This window comes from Pseudescherichia vulneris NBRC 102420 (genome assembly GCF_000759795.1).
Classification (GTDB): domain Bacteria; phylum Pseudomonadota; class Gammaproteobacteria; order Enterobacterales; family Enterobacteriaceae; genus Pseudescherichia; species Pseudescherichia vulneris.
Genome location: NZ_BBMZ01000009.1, coordinates 1 through 17815, shown reverse-complemented (window position 1 = coordinate 17815; position 17815 = coordinate 1). Strand labels below are relative to the sequence as shown.

19 protein-coding genes and 3 pseudogenes are annotated in these 17815 nt (G+C 52.5%); 11 read left to right on the top strand and 11 right to left on the bottom strand.

Annotated elements, in window-relative coordinates:
• Positions 1-8: 8 nt before the first annotated feature.
• From EV102420_RS08065 to EV102420_RS08060, 3 genes and pseudogenes are all read right to left on the bottom strand, one after another.
• Positions 9-263 carry a XapX domain-containing protein gene (locus tag EV102420_RS08065; protein ID WP_077776505.1) on the bottom strand — a complete coding sequence of 85 codons (255 nt, stop codon included), beginning with the start codon at positions 261-263 and terminating at the stop codon, positions 9-11.
• 29 nt (positions 264-292) lie between these two features.
• Positions 293-427, bottom strand: a pseudogene (locus EV102420_RS21230) (DUF1427 family protein); the annotation flags it as partial.
• A 73-nt stretch (positions 428-500) separates the two neighbouring features.
• Positions 501-1190, bottom strand: coding sequence for a hydrolase (locus EV102420_RS08060; RefSeq protein WP_042390763.1), 690 nt, complete (start codon positions 1188-1190; stop codon positions 501-503).
• A gap of 211 nt (positions 1191-1401) precedes the next feature.
• On the opposite strand from EV102420_RS08060, the gene EV102420_RS08055 reads away from it, so the two are divergent.
• The 6 genes from EV102420_RS08055 to EV102420_RS08030 all read left to right on the top strand — a co-directional run bounded on the left by EV102420_RS08055 (position 1402) and on the right by EV102420_RS08030 (position 7163).
• Complete coding sequence (locus EV102420_RS08055; protein ID WP_042390761.1) at positions 1402-3276, top strand: amidohydrolase; 1875 nt, start codon at positions 1402-1404, stop codon at positions 3274-3276.
• Between the two features lie 5 nt (positions 3277-3281).
• Positions 3282-3707, top strand: a complete 426-nt coding sequence (locus EV102420_RS08050) for a DoxX family protein (RefSeq protein WP_042391146.1) — start codon at positions 3282-3284, stop codon at positions 3705-3707.
• Positions 3691-5325 (top strand): MFS transporter, encoded by a 1635-nt coding sequence (locus EV102420_RS08045; RefSeq protein WP_042390759.1) that lies wholly within the window; start codon positions 3691-3693, stop codon positions 5323-5325. The genes EV102420_RS08050 and EV102420_RS08045 overlap by 17 nt, the downstream gene beginning before the upstream one ends.
• Positions 5326-5360: 35 nt before the next feature.
• Positions 5361-6182, top strand: coding sequence for an alpha/beta fold hydrolase (locus tag EV102420_RS08040; RefSeq protein ID WP_042390757.1), 822 nt, complete (start codon positions 5361-5363; stop codon positions 6180-6182).
• A gap of 169 nt (positions 6183-6351) precedes the next feature.
• Positions 6352-6555 (top strand): hypothetical protein, encoded by a 204-nt coding sequence (locus EV102420_RS08035; protein WP_042390755.1) that lies wholly within the window; start codon positions 6352-6354, stop codon positions 6553-6555.
• A 131-nt stretch (positions 6556-6686) separates the two neighbouring features.
• Positions 6687-7163: a tol-pal system YbgF family protein gene (locus EV102420_RS08030; protein ID WP_042390753.1), complete on the top strand. Its 477-nt coding sequence runs from the start codon at positions 6687-6689 to the stop codon at positions 7161-7163.
• Positions 7164-7201: 38 nt separating this feature from the next.
• Here EV102420_RS08030 and EV102420_RS08025 read toward each other — a convergent pair whose 3' ends face one another.
• Positions 7202-7540 carry a TehB family protein gene (locus tag EV102420_RS08025; protein WP_042390751.1) on the bottom strand — a complete coding sequence of 113 codons (339 nt, stop codon included), beginning with the start codon at positions 7538-7540 and terminating at the stop codon, positions 7202-7204.
• 165 nt (positions 7541-7705) lie between these two features.
• Here EV102420_RS08025 and EV102420_RS08020 point away from each other — a divergent pair, with 165 nt between their 5' ends.
• Entirely contained in the window at positions 7706-8497 is a 792-nt protein-coding gene (locus EV102420_RS08020) for a PhzF family phenazine biosynthesis protein (RefSeq protein ID WP_042390749.1), read from the top strand.
• Here the strand turns inward: EV102420_RS08020 and EV102420_RS08015 are convergent.
• Positions 8494-8943, bottom strand: a complete 450-nt coding sequence (locus tag EV102420_RS08015) for a putative T6SS immunity periplasmic lipoprotein (protein ID WP_052512337.1) — start codon at positions 8941-8943, stop codon at positions 8494-8496. The two genes, EV102420_RS08020 and EV102420_RS08015, sit on opposite strands and share 4 nt — an antisense overlap.
• A gap of 48 nt (positions 8944-8991) precedes the next feature.
• On the opposite strand from EV102420_RS08015, the gene EV102420_RS22810 reads away from it, so the two are divergent.
• Positions 8992-9270 (top strand): hypothetical protein, encoded by a 279-nt coding sequence (locus EV102420_RS22810; RefSeq protein WP_072015209.1) that lies wholly within the window; start codon positions 8992-8994, stop codon positions 9268-9270.
• Here EV102420_RS22810 and EV102420_RS08010 read toward each other — a convergent pair.
• Positions 9271-10119, bottom strand: a pseudogene (locus EV102420_RS08010) (alpha/beta hydrolase family protein); the annotation flags it as partial.
• Between the two features lie 230 nt (positions 10120-10349).
• On the opposite strand from EV102420_RS08010, the gene EV102420_RS08005 reads away from it, so the two are divergent.
• On the top strand, positions 10350-10967 hold the full coding sequence (locus EV102420_RS08005) for a LysE family translocator (RefSeq protein ID WP_042390747.1): 618 nt from the start codon (positions 10350-10352) through the stop codon (positions 10965-10967).
• Positions 10968-11098: 131 nt separating this feature from the next.
• Here the strand turns inward: EV102420_RS08005 and EV102420_RS08000 are convergent, their stop codons facing one another.
• The 3 genes from EV102420_RS08000 to EV102420_RS22875 form a co-directional block, all read right to left on the bottom strand.
• The gene (locus EV102420_RS08000; protein WP_042390746.1) at positions 11099-11473 is read right to left on the bottom strand and encodes a hypothetical protein; all 375 of its coding nucleotides are present in this window, start codon (positions 11471-11473) and stop codon (positions 11099-11101) included.
• 639 nt (positions 11474-12112) lie between these two features.
• Positions 12113-13306: a sugar efflux transporter gene (locus EV102420_RS07995; RefSeq protein ID WP_042390743.1), complete on the bottom strand. Its 1194-nt coding sequence runs from the start codon at positions 13304-13306 to the stop codon at positions 12113-12115.
• A gap of 491 nt (positions 13307-13797) precedes the next feature.
• The gene (locus tag EV102420_RS22875) at positions 13798-13869 is read right to left on the bottom strand and encodes a DUF4113 domain-containing protein (RefSeq protein WP_072015223.1); all 72 of its coding nucleotides are present in this window, start codon (positions 13867-13869) and stop codon (positions 13798-13800) included.
• 193 nt (positions 13870-14062) lie between these two features.
• Here EV102420_RS22875 and EV102420_RS22710 point away from each other — a divergent pair.
• Positions 14063-14365 (top strand): annotated as a pseudogene (locus EV102420_RS22710) (pentapeptide repeat-containing protein); the annotation flags it as partial.
• 12 nt (positions 14366-14377) lie between these two features.
• Positions 14378-15268: a colanic acid biosynthesis glycosyltransferase WcaA gene (gene wcaA, locus EV102420_RS07990; protein ID WP_255211672.1), complete on the top strand. Its 891-nt coding sequence runs from the start codon at positions 14378-14380 to the stop codon at positions 15266-15268.
• 190 nt (positions 15269-15458) lie between these two features.
• Here the strand turns inward: wcaA and EV102420_RS20875 are convergent, their stop codons facing one another.
• Positions 15459-16715: a tail fiber domain-containing protein gene (locus tag EV102420_RS20875; protein WP_052512336.1), complete on the bottom strand. Its 1257-nt coding sequence runs from the start codon at positions 16713-16715 to the stop codon at positions 15459-15461.
• 69 nt (positions 16716-16784) lie between these two features.
• A complete protein-coding gene (locus EV102420_RS07980; RefSeq protein WP_042390740.1) occupies positions 16785-17753 on the bottom strand; it encodes a hypothetical protein in 969 nt (322 codons plus the stop codon).
• Between the last annotated feature and the right edge of the window lie 62 nt (positions 17754-17815).

Sequence of the window (17815 nt, the reverse complement as noted above, 5' to 3'; positions counted from 1 at the left end):
GGCGCTCCCTACGGTAGGTTTTTGCCTTCGGGGGGTGGAGTGCCGCTGATTTTGGGCACGCATTCATGACGAAACCATGCCAGGGTGACCGGCTGACGGCGTACAAGACGTCGGCATACCGGAATAAGCTGTTCTCCCACCAGCATACCGAACAGCCCCAGCAGGGCGATGACCGGTGGTGCAGGCGAATGAACCTGTAATGCGCCATAGATAGCGCCTGCCAAAAGGCCGGTCGCCAGCGAAACAACGTATGATTTCAACATATTTAGCCTGCCCAGGTAAAGAAATTGACAAGCTGCTCGCCTGCCAGCATCCCCAGCAAACCGACCAGCGCGATGGCGGGCGGCGCGGGCGAGCGCACCTTCAGCAGGGCGTAAACCAGACCAATCAACACCCCTGCGCCAAGGGAAATAAGCTCTGCGCTCATGGCAGTTCTCCCATCATTCAATCATCACTGAATAAAAAAACGGGCCGGGACAGTCGTCCGGCCCGCATTGGCGTTATTTGTTAGCTGGAACCGGGGCCAGGGTACGATGTGCGCCCTTGGCACGCGCCGGGGCTTTGTGCACCATGGTGTAAGCGTAATCAACGCCCATACCGTACGCGCCGGAGTGCTCTTTCACGATATCCATCACGGCGTTGTAGGTCTCTTTGTGCGCCCAGTCGCGCTGCCACTCCAGCAGAACCTGCTGCCAGGTTACCGGGATCACGCCCGCCTGGATCATGCGCTGCATAGCGAAGTCATGCGCTTCTTTAGAGGTGCCGCCGGAGGCGTCAGCCACCATATAAATTTCATATCCCCCTTCCAGCATGGCGCAGAGAGCGAAGGTGTTGTTGCACACTTCGGTCCACAGCCCCGATACCACCACTTTCTTCTTGCCGTTTTTCGCCAGCGCATCACGCACTTTCTGGTCATCCCAGGAGTTCATGGAGGTACGCTCGAGAATGTCGTGCTCAGGGAAGACGTCCAGCAGCTCCGGGAAGGTGTTACCCGAGAAGCTTTCGGTTTCAACGGTGGTGATGGTAGTAGGAATGTTGAAGACCTTAGCCGCTTTTGCCAGGCCAACCACGTTGTTCTTCAGTACCTGACGGTCGATAGACTGCACGCCGAAGGCCATCTGCGGCTGCTGATCGATAAAGATCATCTGGCAATTTTCCGGGGTCAGTACTTCAAGCTTAGAGTTGGTCATGTGAGTTTCCATTGTCGTGTAAGTGGAACAGATTGTTATCGACACGGATAGTAGAACCCCTGAACCGGCATAACTATTATCTCTGTGTATAACTATACGTTCGTATAGGTATACCTTCGTATAACTAGACGCCCGATCCCCCTGCTGAAGATAATCCCATCACTTTATAGTCCGGCGCATCAGGCTTCGGACGCTTCAGCAGGAGAACCCAATGGTCTCGCTCGGCAAGGCAGAACTCATCTTACTCAACGGTAAATTTCATACGGTAGACAGGGAAAACCCGGTCGCCGATGCGGTGGCTATTCGCGACGGCAAGTTTCTGGAAGTCGGCACAGCGGCAGAGGTGATGCAGCACCAGGCGGAAGGCACCCGCGTCATCGACCTAAAAGGCAGCACCGCGATCCCAGGCCTGAATGACTCCCACCTGCATCTGATCCGCGGCGGTCTGAACTACAACCTCGAACTGCGCTGGGAAGGCGTGCCGTCGCTGGCGGACGCGCTGCGGATGCTGAAAGAGCAGGCGCTGCGCACCCCTTCTCCGCAGTGGGTGCGCGTGGTTGGCGGCTGGTCGGAGTTTCAGTTTGCCGAGCGCCGGATGCCTACCCTGGATGAGATCAACGCCGCCGCGCCGGATACGCCGGTGTTTATTCTGCACCTCTACGACCGCGCCCTGCTCAACCGCGCCGCGCTGAAGGTGGTGGGCTACACCAAAGATACCCCGAACCCGCCGGGCGGCGAGATCCAGCGCGACAGCAACGGCAACCCGACCGGAATGCTGATTGCGCGCCCGAACGCCATGATCCTCTACGCTACCCTGGCGAAAGGGCCGAAGCTGCCGCTGGAGCAGCAGGTCAACTCCACCCGCCAGTTTATGCGCGAGCTGAACCGTCTTGGCCTGACCAGCGCCATCGACGCTGGCGGCGGCTTCCAGAACTACCCGGAAGATTATGAGGTGATCGCCGAGCTGCATGCCAAAGAGCAGATGACCATCCGCATCGCCTATAACCTGTTTACCCAGCGTCCCGGCCATGAGCTGGAAGACTTTGAGAAGTGGACTGACATGCTGACGCCGGGCCAAGGCAGCGACTTCTTCCGCCACAACGGCGCGGGTGAAATGCTGGTCTTCTCCGCCGCCGACTTCGAAGATTTCCTCGAACCGCGTCCGGATCTCGCGCCGGGTATGGAAGACGAGCTGGAGCGCGTCGTCCGTCATCTGGTAGAGCACCGCTGGCCGTTCCGCCTGCACGCCACCTATAACGAATCTATCAGCCGCATGCTGGATGTGTTCGAGAGAGTGAACCGCGAGATCCCCTTCAACGGTCTGCACTGGTTCTTTGACCACGCCGAAACCGTCACGCAGCACAACATCGACCGCATCAAGGCGCTGGGCGGCGGCATCGCGGTGCAGCACCGGATGGCCTTCCAGGGTGAATACTTCGCCGAGCGCTATGGTATGGAGGCGGTTCGCCACACGCCGCCGGTTGCGAAGATGCTGGAAACCGGCGTGCCGGTGGGCCTGGGGACCGATGCCACCCGCGTCGCCAGCTACAACCCGTGGACCGCGCTGTACTGGCTGGTCTCTGGCCGCACCGTGGGCGGCATGCAGATGTATGACGTGAACGCGCGCCTCGACCGCGATACCGCCCTGATGCTCTGGACCCAGGGCAGCGCCTGGTTCTCCAGCGAGCAGGGCAAAAAAGGCCAGATTAAAGTAGGTCAGCTGGCAGATCTGGCGGTGCTGAGCAAAGACTACTTCCGCGTGCCGGAGGAGGAGATCAAAGGTATCGAATCCGTGCTGACCGTGGTGGATGGCAACATCGTCTACGCCGCAGGGGCCTTTACCTCGGAAGCGCCGCCGTCGATTCCCGTGCTGCCGGAGTGGTCGCCGGTGGTCAACGTGCCGGGCCACTACCGCAGCGCCCCACCGCAGCAAAACCGCGTGGGCCTGATGCCTGCCGTGCACCACTGCAGCGGCCCGTGCGGCGTACACAGCCACCAGCACGACGTGGCCCGCCGCTCCTCGGTTCCAGTTTCAGACGATAACGCCTTCTGGGGCGCGTTCGGCTGCAGCTGCTTCGCCTTCTGATGCCCATGAAAAGCGCATCGGCTTTTTCGCCCCGTATTGATGCGGGGCTGTTCTTCCTGCGCCTCACCGGTAGCCTGCTGCTGCTCTACGTGCACGGTTTGCCAAAGGTGATGCACTTTAGTGAAGAGCTGACGCGGATCGAGGATCCGTTTGGACTGGGCCCGTGGGCTAGCCTCTTACCGGCTATCTTCGCCGAGGTGGTTTGCCCGCTCTTCATCATCCTGGGAGTCGGTACACGGCTGGCCTGCCTGCCGATTATCGGCGTGCTGCTGGTGGCGATGCTGGTGGTTCATCCCGGCTGGAGCATAGCGGAAGGCCAGTTTGGTTGGTTGCTGCTGATTGTCTTCACCACGCTGGCCATCACCGGGCCGGGCAGCTGGCGCCCCTTCCCGAGTCGCGCACAGGAGTTTCGCTATGGCGCAGGTAAATGATATCCACGCGGCAACGGCGCAGGCAGCGGCTGTAACGGCGCAGCCCGCCGCCGTATCGTCCTGGCAGCCGCTGCGTAATCCCATTTTTCGCATGCTGTGGATAGCGACGGTGGTGTCCAACATTGGTTCATGGATGAACGATGTCGGGGTCAACTGGACCATGCTGACGCTGAGCGCGGATCCGCTCTCAGTCGCGATGGTGCAGGCGGCAAGCAGCCTGCCGATGTTTCTCTTCGCCCTGCCCTCCGGGGTGATGGCGGATATCGTCGACCGCCGCAAGTACCTGCTGTTTTCCCAGGTATGGGTCTTTATCGCGGCGGCGGGCCTGACCCTGCTGTCGCTGGCCGGTTACGTGACCCCGACGGTGCTGCTTATCGCCGCCTTCCTGCTGAGCACGGGCGCAGCAATGAGCTCGCCGCCTTTTCAGGCTATCGTGCCGGATCTGGTAGAGAAAAATGAGCTGGCTCCGGCTATCGCCCTGAACTCGCTGGGGATCAACATCAGCCGGGCGATTGGCCCGGCGTTGGGCGGGCTGGTGCTGTCGTTTGCCGGTCCGTGGGTGGTGTTCATGCTGAATGCGCTGTCGGTGCTGGGCGTGGCATGGGTGCTCTATCGCTGGAAAGCGGAGCCCTCTATTCAACGCCTGCCGCCGGAGCACTTCTTCCCCGCCGTGCGGGCAGGTTTACGCTACGTGCACGCCGCGCCGGTGCTGCGCAACGTGCTGGTGCGCACCGTGGCGTTCTTCCTCTTCGGCAGCGCCGCCTGGGCGCTACTGCCTCTGGTGGCGCGACGCGAACTGGGGCTGGGTCCCGGCGGCTACGGCATTATGCTGGCCTGTATTGGTATCGGAGCGATTTTTGGCGCGGTGCTGCTGCCTGGCCTGCGCAAACGGCTCAACCCGGATCGCCTGATGGTGCTGACCAGCCTGTTCTATGCCGCCGCGATGCTGGCTCTGGCCTTTGTCCGCCACTTCTGGCTGCTAAACGCGTTTCTGTTCATCACCGGCTTCGCCTGGATAGCGGTGCTCTCCACGCTCAATATGGGCGCACAGCGCAGCGCGGCAAAATGGGTTAAGGCGCGGGCGCTGGCGGTTTATCTCACGGTATTTTTCGGCTCCATGACGGTGGGCAGCGCCATCTGGGGCCAGCTGGCGTCGCATTTTGCCCTCCCCGTCTCGCTCTGCGTGGCAACGGTGGGCATGGTGCTGGCAAGCCTGACCGTTCTCCGCTGGCGGCTGGATGAGAACCCCGATCTCAATCTGGATCTGCGTGAAGTCGACAACCTTGCCCGGACGCTGGATGTCTCTCACGAGCGCGGCCCGATCATGGTGGTTTATGAGTACCAAATTGACGCCGACGACGTGTATGACTTTGTCCTGAGTATTCAGGAGATGCGCCGGGTCCGTCAGCGCGGCGGCGCACTAAGCTGGTCGGTATATGAAGATATTCAGAGGCCAGGGATTTTTCTTGAGACCTTTGTTATTGGCACCTGGATCGAGCACCTGCGTCAGCAGGAGCGCCATACGGCTAACGATCTGCTGATCCAAAGCAAAGTCTATGCTTTTCATCGGGGAGGCGAACTCCCCAGGGCTCGCTACCTGATAGCGCCCATTACCTAAACAACACAACCCGTTATCACTACTGAGGATCTGATATGAGCACAATCAAGACGCAGGATGGCACGCAGATTTATTACAAAGACTGGGGTTCAGGTAAGCCGGTGCTGTTCAGCCATGGCTGGCCGCTGGATGCCGACATGTGGGACAGCCAGCTGAACTTCCTGGCCGAGCGTGGCTATCGCGTCATCGCCTTCGATCGCCGTGGCTTTGGCCGCTCGGATCAGCCGTGGGAAGGCTACAACTACGATACCTTCGCCTCGGACATCAACGACCTGATCACCAGCCTCGATCTGCATGACGTGACCCTGGTTGGTTTCTCGATGGGTGGCGGCGACGTGACCCGCTACATCGGTCGTTACGGTAGCGAGCGTGTGAAAGCGCTGGTGCTGCTGGGCGCGGTGACGCCTATTTTCGGCAAAGCCGCCGACTACCCGCAAGGTGTGGATCAGAGCGTATTTGAAGGTATTCGCGACGGGTTACGTAAAGACCGCGCGCAGTTTATCAGCGACTTCTCTACCCCGTTCTACGGCACTAACGCCGGGCAGAACGTTTCTGAGGGCGTGCTGACCCAGACGCTGAACATCGCTCTGCTCGCCTCGCTTAAAGGCACCATTGACTGCGTGACGGCCTTTGCCGAAACGGATTTCCGCCCGGACGTGGCGAAAGTGGATGTGCCGACGCTGGTGATCCACGGCAGCAACGATCAGGTTGTGCCGTTCGAAACCACCGGTAAAGTTGCAGCGGAATCCATCCGCGGTGCGCAGCTGAAAGTGTACGATAACGCGCCGCATGGCTTTGCCGTCACGCATCAGGATCAGCTGAACAACGACCTGCTGGCGTTCCTGCAGTCGCTGTAAGCAAGAAGCAAGCGTGAAGAGAGAGGGAGTGCGCGCCTGCGCCTCCCTCTTTTTATTGATAGCTTACAACAATCGTTTCACAGATCTCACCGAGCCGCGATTTTTGCACCATACTTAAGTTAAATATGCATATTTCCTTTTTGCTTTACCCACAATAGAGGAGGAATTCATGCAGGTAGTGAGTCAAAAGTATGCAGTGTCTTCTGGGGATTTTGATTTCCTGGCCTTCAGTTTTGCCCAGATGCGTTCGCAAGGACGACATCTCTGTACGGAGGCAATAACAGGAAATATGGATGACGATTGTAAGGTGTTGTTCCTGCAACGTTACGATCGTTATCTTGAGCAGATTAAGGAAGACGTAGCGACAGCGTAGTCCCCCTGCCGGGTGGGTAATACCACCCGGCACCGCTATCTTTTTAACCCCGCCATAAAAGCCGCACGCTGCCTCTCAAAAGGGGTATATTGAGCTATTTATCAACCGTTGGCTCAATAAGGTGTACGACGATGGATCCCAGAATTCAACATGCTATCGCCCTTCGCGCCACAGGTAAGTATGAGCAGAGTCGAGAGCTACTGAGAACGCTGACGGCGCTCCCCACGCTGAAGGCGGAAGCGCTGCTTAATATCGCGTGGTCATACGACAATGAAGGCCTGGAAGACACGGCCGCGGAGTATTATCTCGCCGCAATAGACGAAGGGCTCAAAGGCGAAAACCTGTTTGAAGCCAGGCTCGGCCTCGCCTGCACCTGGCGCTGCCTGGGGAAGTACGCGCCTGCTAAACAGGCTTTTGAGGAGATTATCCGCGACTATCCCGACGCCAGCGAAGCGATCCCTTTCTATGCCCTCTGTCTGCATAACCTCGGTGAACACGATCGCGCGATGACGGTGATGCTGGAGCTGGTGTCAAACCACCCGCCAACGCCGGGCATTCAACGTTATGCCAGGGCGTTGGCGTTTTATGCGCAGAATGTGAGTATGTAAACCTCTATAGGGGCTAACATCTCGCCCCTATCGCCATACTACTTTTTAGCGTGGTAGACCTCTTCGCCAGAGAAAGCGGGTTCAGCCCAGAAGTTGATATTAAACTGCGCGTCATCGGTCATTTCAATCCGGTGCCAATAGCGTGGTGGGCTGGTGGCGAAGCACCCTGCATTAATCACCACTTTCACTTCCGGCTCTGTCGCCTCTTCATTCGCAAAACCATAGTAGGTTACCGTCCCCTCCATGACACAGAGTTGCCCAAAAATACCGGCTGCGGTGTTGTGATGGCTTAGAAGCGCTGCGGGAACATTGTCTTTGGTAAAAAAGGGTGTCGAACGTTTGATAGTCCAGTTTTTAGGAATTCTATGATGGTTCATAAGTACCTCCTGCTCTAAACATGCATTTAAAATACATCTTATTACTTTGGCTGTAAAGCCATTTTGTAATACAAATCATTATCGTTTAAATGTGAGAGGATGGCGGGCACGTCGTCGAGATCGTGATAGAGTAAGGATCCCCCGTGAGCGACAGGAGTTTTTTTGATGCAAGAAATTGATTTTTATATGGTAGACGCCTTTGCCACCACCACGTTTGGTGGTAACGCCGCCGCAGTATGCCCGCTCAAAGAGTGGTTGCCTGATGAGACATTATTGAACATGTCTAAGCAGCATAATCAGTCAGAAACAGCATTCTTTGTCACCAATGATCATGGCTTTGAACTGCGCTGGTTCACGACTCAAGGGGAGATTAATCTGTGTGGGCATGCCACGCTTGCGGCGGCACACGTTATTTTTGAACATCTTGATTACCCGGATACGACTATTCATTTTGCTACCCGTTTTGTGGGCCCCCTGACGGTAACGCGCAGTGATGATTGGCTAACGCTGGATTTCCCTGCCTGGCAAACAGAGCCGGTCATGCCGCTGCCTTTACTGCTGGAAACGTTGGGCATCACGGAGTGCAAAGAGGTGCGCGTGGCGCGTGATTACCTTGTAGTGCTAGATAATCAGCGTCAGGTAGAAGCGGTACGTCCTGACATCAACGCCATGATCCCTCTCGGGAAAATGGTCTGTATCACCGCGCCGGGCGAAGGAGAGTACGATTTTGTCAGCCGTTTCTTCTGCCCCGGCGAAGCCGTCCCGGAAGATCCTGTCACAGGATCTACGCATAGCATGCTCATTCCCTACTGGGCTGAAAAACTGAACAAAACAGAGATGCTGGCGCACCAGTGCTCAGCGCGCGGCGGGGATTTACGCTGCCAGCTCGTGGGCGACCGGGTCCATATCGGCGGCCAGGCAGTGACCTATTTAGTCGGTAAAGTGCTGTTACGTTAGAAGGGTGATGTAAGCCGGTTTGATTTCCGCGCTGTTTGCTCAATATTGAAGCTGCCGCCTATATTAGTTACCCGGAAGGTTGAAGCATAGGCTTTCCGGGAAGCATTTTTAGCCTCACCACCTGCACTTTTATTCACTTCAATCTGGGTGAAATATTCGTGGCCTGGTTTGAAGGTAAACTCTTCTGGCAAAATGCAAAAAAGACCCGATTTTGGTTGCTTATCAGAAGGGAAAATCACTTGCTCCAGAGGGGTTCCCACATCGTAAGTAATGGTTGAAACAACAGTTTCACCGGGTTGCATTGGCAGGGAAATACATACATCGCTGTTCCTGACGAGAGCAGGAACAGGTATCTCTTTAGTGTACCGATGCTCCAGGTTTTCACCCAGCGTGCAGCCACTCAGAAGCACAATTAAGGGAATTAACGATTTTTTTAAAATGGTCATTTAAATGAAGATCCCTCCAGGATTTTTTGATAGGCAAAAAGGAGCAACATGCACATCAATACCAAATATAGGGTTGGCGCGCTGATTTATCTCATGGCGGCATATGCCCTTGCACTACCCGCTCTTGCTCTGTTTACTGACTTGGTCATCAACGGAAGCATTATTGACATGTGGAAAGGATCATACTCATTTGCAGATCTTCTTAACCTTCGTAAAACTCTTTTCTTGCAGTTTGCCGGGCTAGGCGCTGCCCTTGGATTCGTCTACTGGCTTTTTTTCTTCAGGAGATACAGGCATCACGATCCCCTCGACAAGTATTTCAAGTAGGCACTGCCTCATCAGCCAACTACCGACCTCAGGCCATAATGTTTCCCGATATCGGCTTCGAAAAAAGCCCATATGTCCGATAGGCTGGTTACCGAAATCCATGTGCCGTATCTCGCGTCGTTCAACCTGAGCGTTTTCCACCGGCTCCATTAGGCGCGTAATAGCTTCAGGGTTAGCCCAGGGATCATCATCAAAACCTAATACCAGAAGAGGTAACGTGATCACCCCCGCCCTCCGACGTGCATCCCAGTTTGGATCGTCATAGAAGTAGTTAGGCATTGCGCTCCAGCGCCCCCATTGATCCATTACCGGAGCCGGCAAATCTTCTCCCAGCCCAAGCCGTCTGGCTGGCATATAGCCGAAGATACGGCACAGAACCGGTGCGAGAACGCGTAATAAAAACCAGACCCTGAGCTTCTCCCCAGTTTGTTTTATAGTGCTTGTTACACCAGCGTGTGAAGCAATAATAATCCCCGCATGCAGGGAGTGTGTGGCAGTAGAAAGCAGAATGGCATGCCCGCCAACGCTATGCCCTACTGCCATCATCAGAAGATGGGGAAAACGTAACTTCGCCCAGGCAGTGACGCAACCGACATCCTGCTCGATCCAGTCGGACATAGAGATATGACAATTACGAAGCGTTCCTGATGTTGAATGCCCTGTACCTCGATAATCGTAGGTCAGAACATTGAATCCCATTTCGTAGAGATACTCAGCGAAACCCTTATAAAAATCCTGTGATACCGCTGTGGCAGGATGAATGATCACCAGCGCTTTAGCTTCGCTTCTCTCCCACAACGTGGAAGCCAGAACACCGCCTTCTTTTACAAGTATCGTTACTATATTCATCAATAGAGCCCCGCTCAAGTGGTCATACCAGTATCGTCATAATAGACTGGAGCGTCAACACACAACGTTGGCGATTTTTTGTAGTTCGCAACTTACCAGGTCCAGATTGATGCCTACTTTGTGTCAAGAGCGAATTATCATGTTATGTTGTTAATAAGAGCGATCTATAAGGTGTGCGGATTCGCGCAGTAAGCGGACTGGCTGACATGTAGTAATAATGGGGAAGATGAATGACAAGTGATTTGATTGCGCTTTCTGCTATTGGTGTCGCGATTCTGTTTGGCGCAATGAGCCCGGGCGTCAGCTTTCTTCTCGTTGCCCGCACGGCCATGTCTAGTTCAAGACGGGCGGCATTATCCGTTGCAGCAGGTATGGGTTTTGGCGCACTTATCTTTGCTGCCATTGCGTTAGCGGGTCTTCACACTTTACTGACGTTGGTTCCATCACTCTACACAGGCCTGAAGGTTGCTGGCGGCTGTTATCTTTTATGGCTGGCGTTGAAAATGTTTCGTCGTCCTGCGAACCGGTTTAATGATCCTGCCGTTACAGAGGAGGTAAGCACCTCAAAAGCCTTTTTGACAGGCGTATTTACGCAAATCAGCAATCCTCATACTGCTCTGGTATTTGCCAGTATCTTTTCCGCAGCGCTGAGCAAAAATATCCAGCCTGCTATGTACATCATCCTGCCCTTAATGGCATTTGTCATTGATGTGCTGTGGTATGCAGTCGTTGCATGTTTATTATCCACTGACGGACCGCGCCTGGCCTATATTAAATACCGTAAGTTTATAGACAAGCTCAGCGGCGGCGTTATGGCCTTTCTGGGATTACGTCTGCTGTTAAAGTAAGCCAGCCGAATAGGATTTAGCCTGTGGATAATCCTATATTTCAGAAAGTCATCAATGTGTAGAGAGCCCGATGAATAACAAAATAAAAAAGCCGCTATTAAATAGCGGCTTTGCTCCTGGCTGGTCGGGCTTTACTGGCGAGTAAAAGTAAGGCTCTCAAACGAGAATAGTTGTTGCCCACCCACCTTAGTCGTATACGAACGGCTACCGCTTAGCGTAATTTGCGATGGGGTATCACTAGACGTACCTACCCAGTAATCACGTATAACATAGGTGTAGCCCTGTGGGTCATTACGGTATGAGCACGCGATACCATAGTTGATGGTTGCGCGATCGGCGGTATAAAGCCAGGATCCGGTGAACGCACTCTCAGGGTAGGTAAAGGCACCCAGCGGAGTATCAGCGGCAGTAAAAGTTCCGGTAAAGGTACCCTCTTGGAAGTTTACGGTGGTAATGATTAAAGTGTGCTTACCATCTTCACTTACGAAAGTTCCAACTTCTAACATATTAAGCTCCTTATTAAGGCAATGATGCGCCCTCTTAGTCGAGGACAATGAAAAAGGCCCGCCAAAGCGAGCCTGAGAGTTGAGATTTTGCGGGCACAAAAAAACCCGCTCAATGGCGGGTTTTTGTTAGTTCTGGTCTTTAAGACCGCTTGCGATACAACTTCGCGAAGCATATATGTATTTATACGTTTTCTGCCTCACTTTGCAAGTAAACTCTTTCACTAATTATTCCTGACGCGTCACACACTGGCCTGTGCATCATCAATTGTACCAGGCTTAGCTACACATCGATCCGGCGACGGCGGCCATATAGCCTCAGTCAAGTTTTCTAAAACAGAGCGGATCAAATGGTCCCCAGTGTAAAACTTTCTGACCTGCTGGTTGAGTCGATCATCGCAAGCGAAGTTTATATCCAGGCTCACGAGGCATGCATGGATGCCTGCTTTGTGCCAAAAGTGGCCCCCTATAATGTTTTCCAGCCAAAACGCGGCGCGAGAATTTTGCTCTTTTAGAAGGACTAACCAGAAAGATCAGAGTACTGTTTTTGTCGCACATAGACTACCAACCTCAGATGTAAAACGGCGCAATAGCGCCGGTTCATTGTGGTGTGGTCACATATTAATGTGAGTAGTCAGCCCATTACTGAACGCTCTTTGCAGAGTGGCTTCTGTTTACGAAAAGCATCAATAAAGCAGCGCAACACACTGATAAAAGTGGAACAAGCAAAGTCATTTTAAAGCTGGCCAGTTGTGCCATCAGACCGGCAATCCCGTTACCAGCCATCATGCCTGTGCGCATGGCATTGGAGTGGAATGCTGATGCAAAACCACTGCGCTCTGGCAAAGCATCCTGAATAATAGAGATGCCCAGACCGACAAAGATACCAAAGAATAATCCGTTGAAAAATTGCAGCACAATCAGTTCGGTCATGTTTGTGGCCAGCTGAAGCAGGCTGTAATAGACGGCAGCAAAGAGAAATCCGATCATAATTAGCAGTTCTTTCCCTGTTCTCCCTGCCAGATGTGCAGCGGCAAGCATAACGGGAATCTCCATTATCGCGGTTGCCCCCAGTAGGAAGCCCGGAAAAGAGGCTGGTAAATTAAGCTCTTTTACCAGGTACAGCGGCATAATGGTCAGGTACATATTATTCGACAAATTTGCCAGCATCATTACGGCTCCCAGTGCCCAAATCATACCCGTGATAGGGGCTTTACTGGCTTGAGCTGTTTTTGCTGTGCCTGTATCGACCTTTTTTTTACTCTTCGGAAGCAGCAATTGGCTGGCAAGTAAGGTCATGGCTGAAAGCAGGGCTGAAGCCAGAAAATTAAAGGTGAATCCAAATTTGTCGGCGAAGACAAATGCCAGAGCAGGTCCCGCAATCCATACAATCGACACGCCCGAACGCATTTGTGTATTGAGCCGTGTAGCATTAAGACCTGACGTCAGTGAATGCTTTCGGATCATCGACAGGAGGAGCGGGATAGATGCATTACCGGGTCCCATCAGAAAAATACCAATGACCAGAGCTTCAACGGGGCGATGACAAAAGCTGAAGGCTAAACCCGCCAGAAAAAGCGCCAGAACAGAAATGATAAATAGTTGCTTTACCGGATATCCTCTATCTGTGAGGGAACCCATCAACTGGCTAAAAAACAATCCCGACAGGGCGAATCCCAAGCTGTAGAAAGTAATGAAAATCGGGCTTGCATGTAATCCGCTTATCAAAAACAGACTCATTACAGGCAAAATGAAGGCATATGAAATGGCGGTCATTACGTTTATCAGGAACAGCCGCCCGGTAATCCCGGAAAAAAAAGCCATAAACTGCAACATCTCTATGTAAGTTAAACTTATTTTTTAACATAGAATCTTCTCACCGCAGAGGAACATTTCACTCCACATACGCTGTATTGGCTTTTTGACCACCAGAGGCTCGTCAGCAGACCTGTGTTCAGCTCATTAGTATTCTGACCCGGAATGTCCGCTTCTCGCTCAAAGCTGCCGTAGCTCAAGATGCCTCCAGTGTAAAACGTGCTGGCATTCGTCGCCGTAATCCGTACCATACGCGACATAGAATGAATGACGACCCGGTCAACCGAGACAGCACACCATGCAAGAGCATCAAGACGTTAACAAGAAAGAGCAGTACAACTTAAACAAACCGCACTGCTCTTTCTAAGCTGTTGTTAATTAAATAAAATGCTATTTATTCAATTACTTACCCCCCTTCACTTACTACACTGAGTTACTTCTAGCTACCTTTTTTCTGTCCCAAAACCTGTCCCATTTCTTGTTATTGCCCCAGAAATGCCCCAAGATTCTGATTAATTAGCCCGTACTATTGACAGATCTGGCCACCGCGTCGTGTAGCGTGGCGAGAGTATTTCGCGCTTCATTTTTGGCCTTGATCCCCTCACATCATGGATGATTGCCTTGCCACACAGTTAGAAAGATCTTGTGAAGAGATGCAATTGTGCTTCGACAGGTCTATAGCATATTTCTGAAAATCAATGCCCATGATTGCTGAAGGGCAATAAGAGTGATTAACTGTGCTCCTAGTCTGTAATATGCACTTACAATAAGTTAAATATGAACAGAAAAAAAACAATTCAAAGAAAACTGCTGAGCTATCACAGCAATGCTCAAAAAAAGCCTCGCCATCATTTGGATATGTCAGGTGCTGACCTGCGATTCATGGACCTCCGGAGACTCAACTTGCGAAGTATAAATTTCACCGGTAGCGATCTTTCGTTCAGCGATCTGCGCGGTGCTGATTTTTCATATGCCAAGCTTAAGGGAGCAAATATGAGTCACTGTAAAACAGAAGGGACTATTTTCCATGATGCGGACTGCACTGGTGTTGACTTTTCCGGAAGTGATGTCAACGCCTCCACTTTTACTGGTGTGCCTACAGAATGTGAGCGCACAAGGAATGTTACACTTTCCTCCCAGCCTCTCATATCTGTTTATATGCCCACATGGAATCGTGAAACACTGACGATTCGTGCTATACAGTCGGTTCTTAAACAAGATTACTCGCATTGGGAACTCATTATTATTGATGATTTTTCCTCATCCTTTCATCAATTGCAGGCATTTATTAAAGATATTAATGATCCGCGAATTACGTATATTCGTAATGAATTTAATTCCGGTGCCTGTGCTGTCCGGAATCAGGCAATAAAAATTGCACGAGGTGATTTAATTACTGGCCTGGATGATGATGATGAATGGTTGCCTACCCGTCTCTCTTCCTTTCTTACTTTTCAATATAAACTCGAGCAACACGGTTTTTTGTATGCCAATGATTACATCTGCGACAGTAGGGGCTATCACCATATAAGTGAATTACAGACGTATCCGAAACCTGCTTACAGAAAGAGCCTGTTTGATAAGAGAAATATAATTGGTAATCAGATGCTGACATTAACCGACCGTCTGAGGCAAACACTGTTCGACGAGAATTTGAGTGCTGCTCAGGATTATGATGCATTTTACCGGCTGGCAGAAACGTATGGTGATCCTTTCAAACTGGATGACATCACACAGGTGCTCTATGTCAATCATGGTGAAGCCCGTATCACCTGCTCAGGACGAAAGTTTGCAGGCTATTTTGATTTTTACCGGAAACATAAATGCAAACTAAATGCATCCAGCAAAAAATATCAGCTGTTTACTCTGTACTATATCCGCAACAAAAATATGAGCTTACGAACACTGATAAAGCTGATGACGCTTCGCAATCTGAAAAGATATCTGATGATGTATTCCAGCTTTCGGAACAGAAAGTTTTAGCGTTTACATATGATGAAAGCCTTTACGTGGACTGTCGTTGGAGAAATCCACGTTTAATTAGAAAGTTCAGATGCAGGTTATTTACGATAAATAATAGCTTTCGCTTTTCGTTCGTAGCTGCCGTTGACCCTACTTAAGCAGGGCCGCGATATGTCATCGATATAATTCAGAAATTTTAATACGGTGCGGCCTATTGATTTTCAGATTCTGGCTCAGGCTCTGTATAGTCAGTGTCAGGGTCAAACCCCATGATTTGCAGAAACGCTGCCATATTGCGCTGGTTTTTCTCCAGAGCGGTTACAGCCTGATCGAGCTCGACTGCTGTTTGCAGCACGAGGCCGGTGACCGCAGCGTAGTCAACGGTGTAGCTGCGCCTGGTGTCATCACGCGCCCGCTTCAGGCGGGTAACTACACGCGTTTCGGTGACAGTGATCGGCTCTCCATTTTCGTCGAACGTCGCAACCTTGTACGGCTCCTCGACAGACTCATACTGATCATGATCATCAAATACAGATCCGATAGCCTCAGGAAGGACCTCCATTAACTCCTGGGCAATGACACCCGCAGATGGCATCCCTGTGTCTTTGAGGATATATGTCACCCCACGCAGTAGCCTAATTTTATCGCGAGCATCAGCTATCGTTACGATATCGTCTTTTTTATCGGCGTCAGACGTCTGGTTAAGGCTTGTACAGTTGACAGTCCCGGGGACGGAGAAATTGCCGCTCTGACGGAAGGAAAAATATTTTTCGGTCCCGGTCACTGTTGCCCCGGTAGTGACGAGAACAATGTCGCCAAAATTTTCGCAGAAGGCGTAGGCCATGGATTTCAGGGTGGTCGGGAACAGGAAATTAAGTGTGCCGAAGCTACTGTTCTGCGTGATGATGTTCACAGCACCAGTAGCACTGAACGGGGAAGTCACGGTCCCACCAGTTTTTCCGTCCACAGAGTTAAGCTGTTTGTCGCTGATATCCAGGTTACTGCGGGCACCGGCAGCCGTTGTCGATCCAGTACCCCCCTGGCTAACAGGCACTCCGCCAGATGCATCTTTCTGGGCGAGAGACTTTTGTGCCGGAACCGTATAGGCTTTGCCGTCAATGGTAATGGTGACATTTCCCGATCCGGTCATCACGTCAGCAAAGCCTGACATATACCGTTGATACATGCCGAACGTCTCTGCCAGATCGAGCGAGAAACCGTCCAGGCTTTTGCTGTCACTGAGCAGGATTGCATAACGCGTGCCTGCAGGAATCGCCGGATTGACCGCAGGCGTTACAGTCAGCTGCGTGGCGCTGTTGACCGCTGTGATCTGAAATACCTGCACCGGGCTGGTCATTACGATGACGGTACAGCCGTTGCGGATCAGCGTGCCCGCTGCGGTGAAATTAGTGCCGGTACCGGTGAGAGTACTGCCGTTGCCGGCGATCGTGCCAGTGGTGTAAATCATGTTGTCTCCGGACAATAAAAAACCCGCGCGCGGCGGGTCTGATGTGGAATAAGGAATTTTTGAGACGGGCTAAACCAGCCCGAGCGCATAGGGGTAATACTGATCGTAGATGCTGCAGTCGATAAGACCCACCCTGCCGCTGATAGCCCACGGCTTAAACGCAGAGGCCTCGCTGGAAGAAATAATCCGGCTCGAATAGACCACCGCCGAGGACGCCTTCCAGACGCCATTAGAAATACCCGCGCTGGAACAGTTCATGTTCAGGTAGCCGCCGTATTGGGGGTTCGATGGATCCTGTGGAATATAAATCCCAGAGGTGATGCCGGGAGTGACTGCCATTGGGGCTGCCGACGTTACATCCCCCGCTAAAAGTTGCATGTTCAGCGGCAGGCAGTTGCTGTGCCATACCATTGCGCCGTCCCGGTAAACGAAAAAGCCGTGCGTCGGTATGTTGACAAGATAGTTTGAGAAGATGTACATCCGGCAGCCCGTTTGCGTCATGCCGCCTGTCTGCACGAACGAGAATCCGTAATTGCCCCCCGCATTGTACTGCTGGTAAAAGGATGTCGGCATCCTTGCATCGCCGTCGCGCGCCCGGATAAATGTCACGATTTTCTGACCCAACGGGACTGGTGAGGCGATGTTCTGGCTACCCGGCGGAACATCAATCACGCTTACCAGGCAAAACGGGGTGAAGTCAGGCGCAAGTTTAATTGTCCTGTTGCCGTTGCCGTCGTAGGAGTAGAGAGAGAATCCGTAATAATCCGACTCCCGCCCCGTATTAGGCGAGGCGAACACTACCAGCCGGATCGGCGTCGCCACGTTCCATGAGACGACATTCCCGGAAACAGTTACCTGATACGGGTTATTTGTCGGCATCACCTGGATAACCGACTCGATAAGAAGTGATGCCTGGTAGGTACATCCGGCCGGGTAGGATTTGCTACCCGAACCGGAGATGTCCAGCACATCCATCACGTAGTTAAACACCATCGAGTTGATAGCGTCAAACGAGGTTCCCTGGATAAATGTCTGCATTACAACCTCTGCCCCATGACCGCCGCCGGACGTCCATACTGGTCATACGAAACGATCCGGTT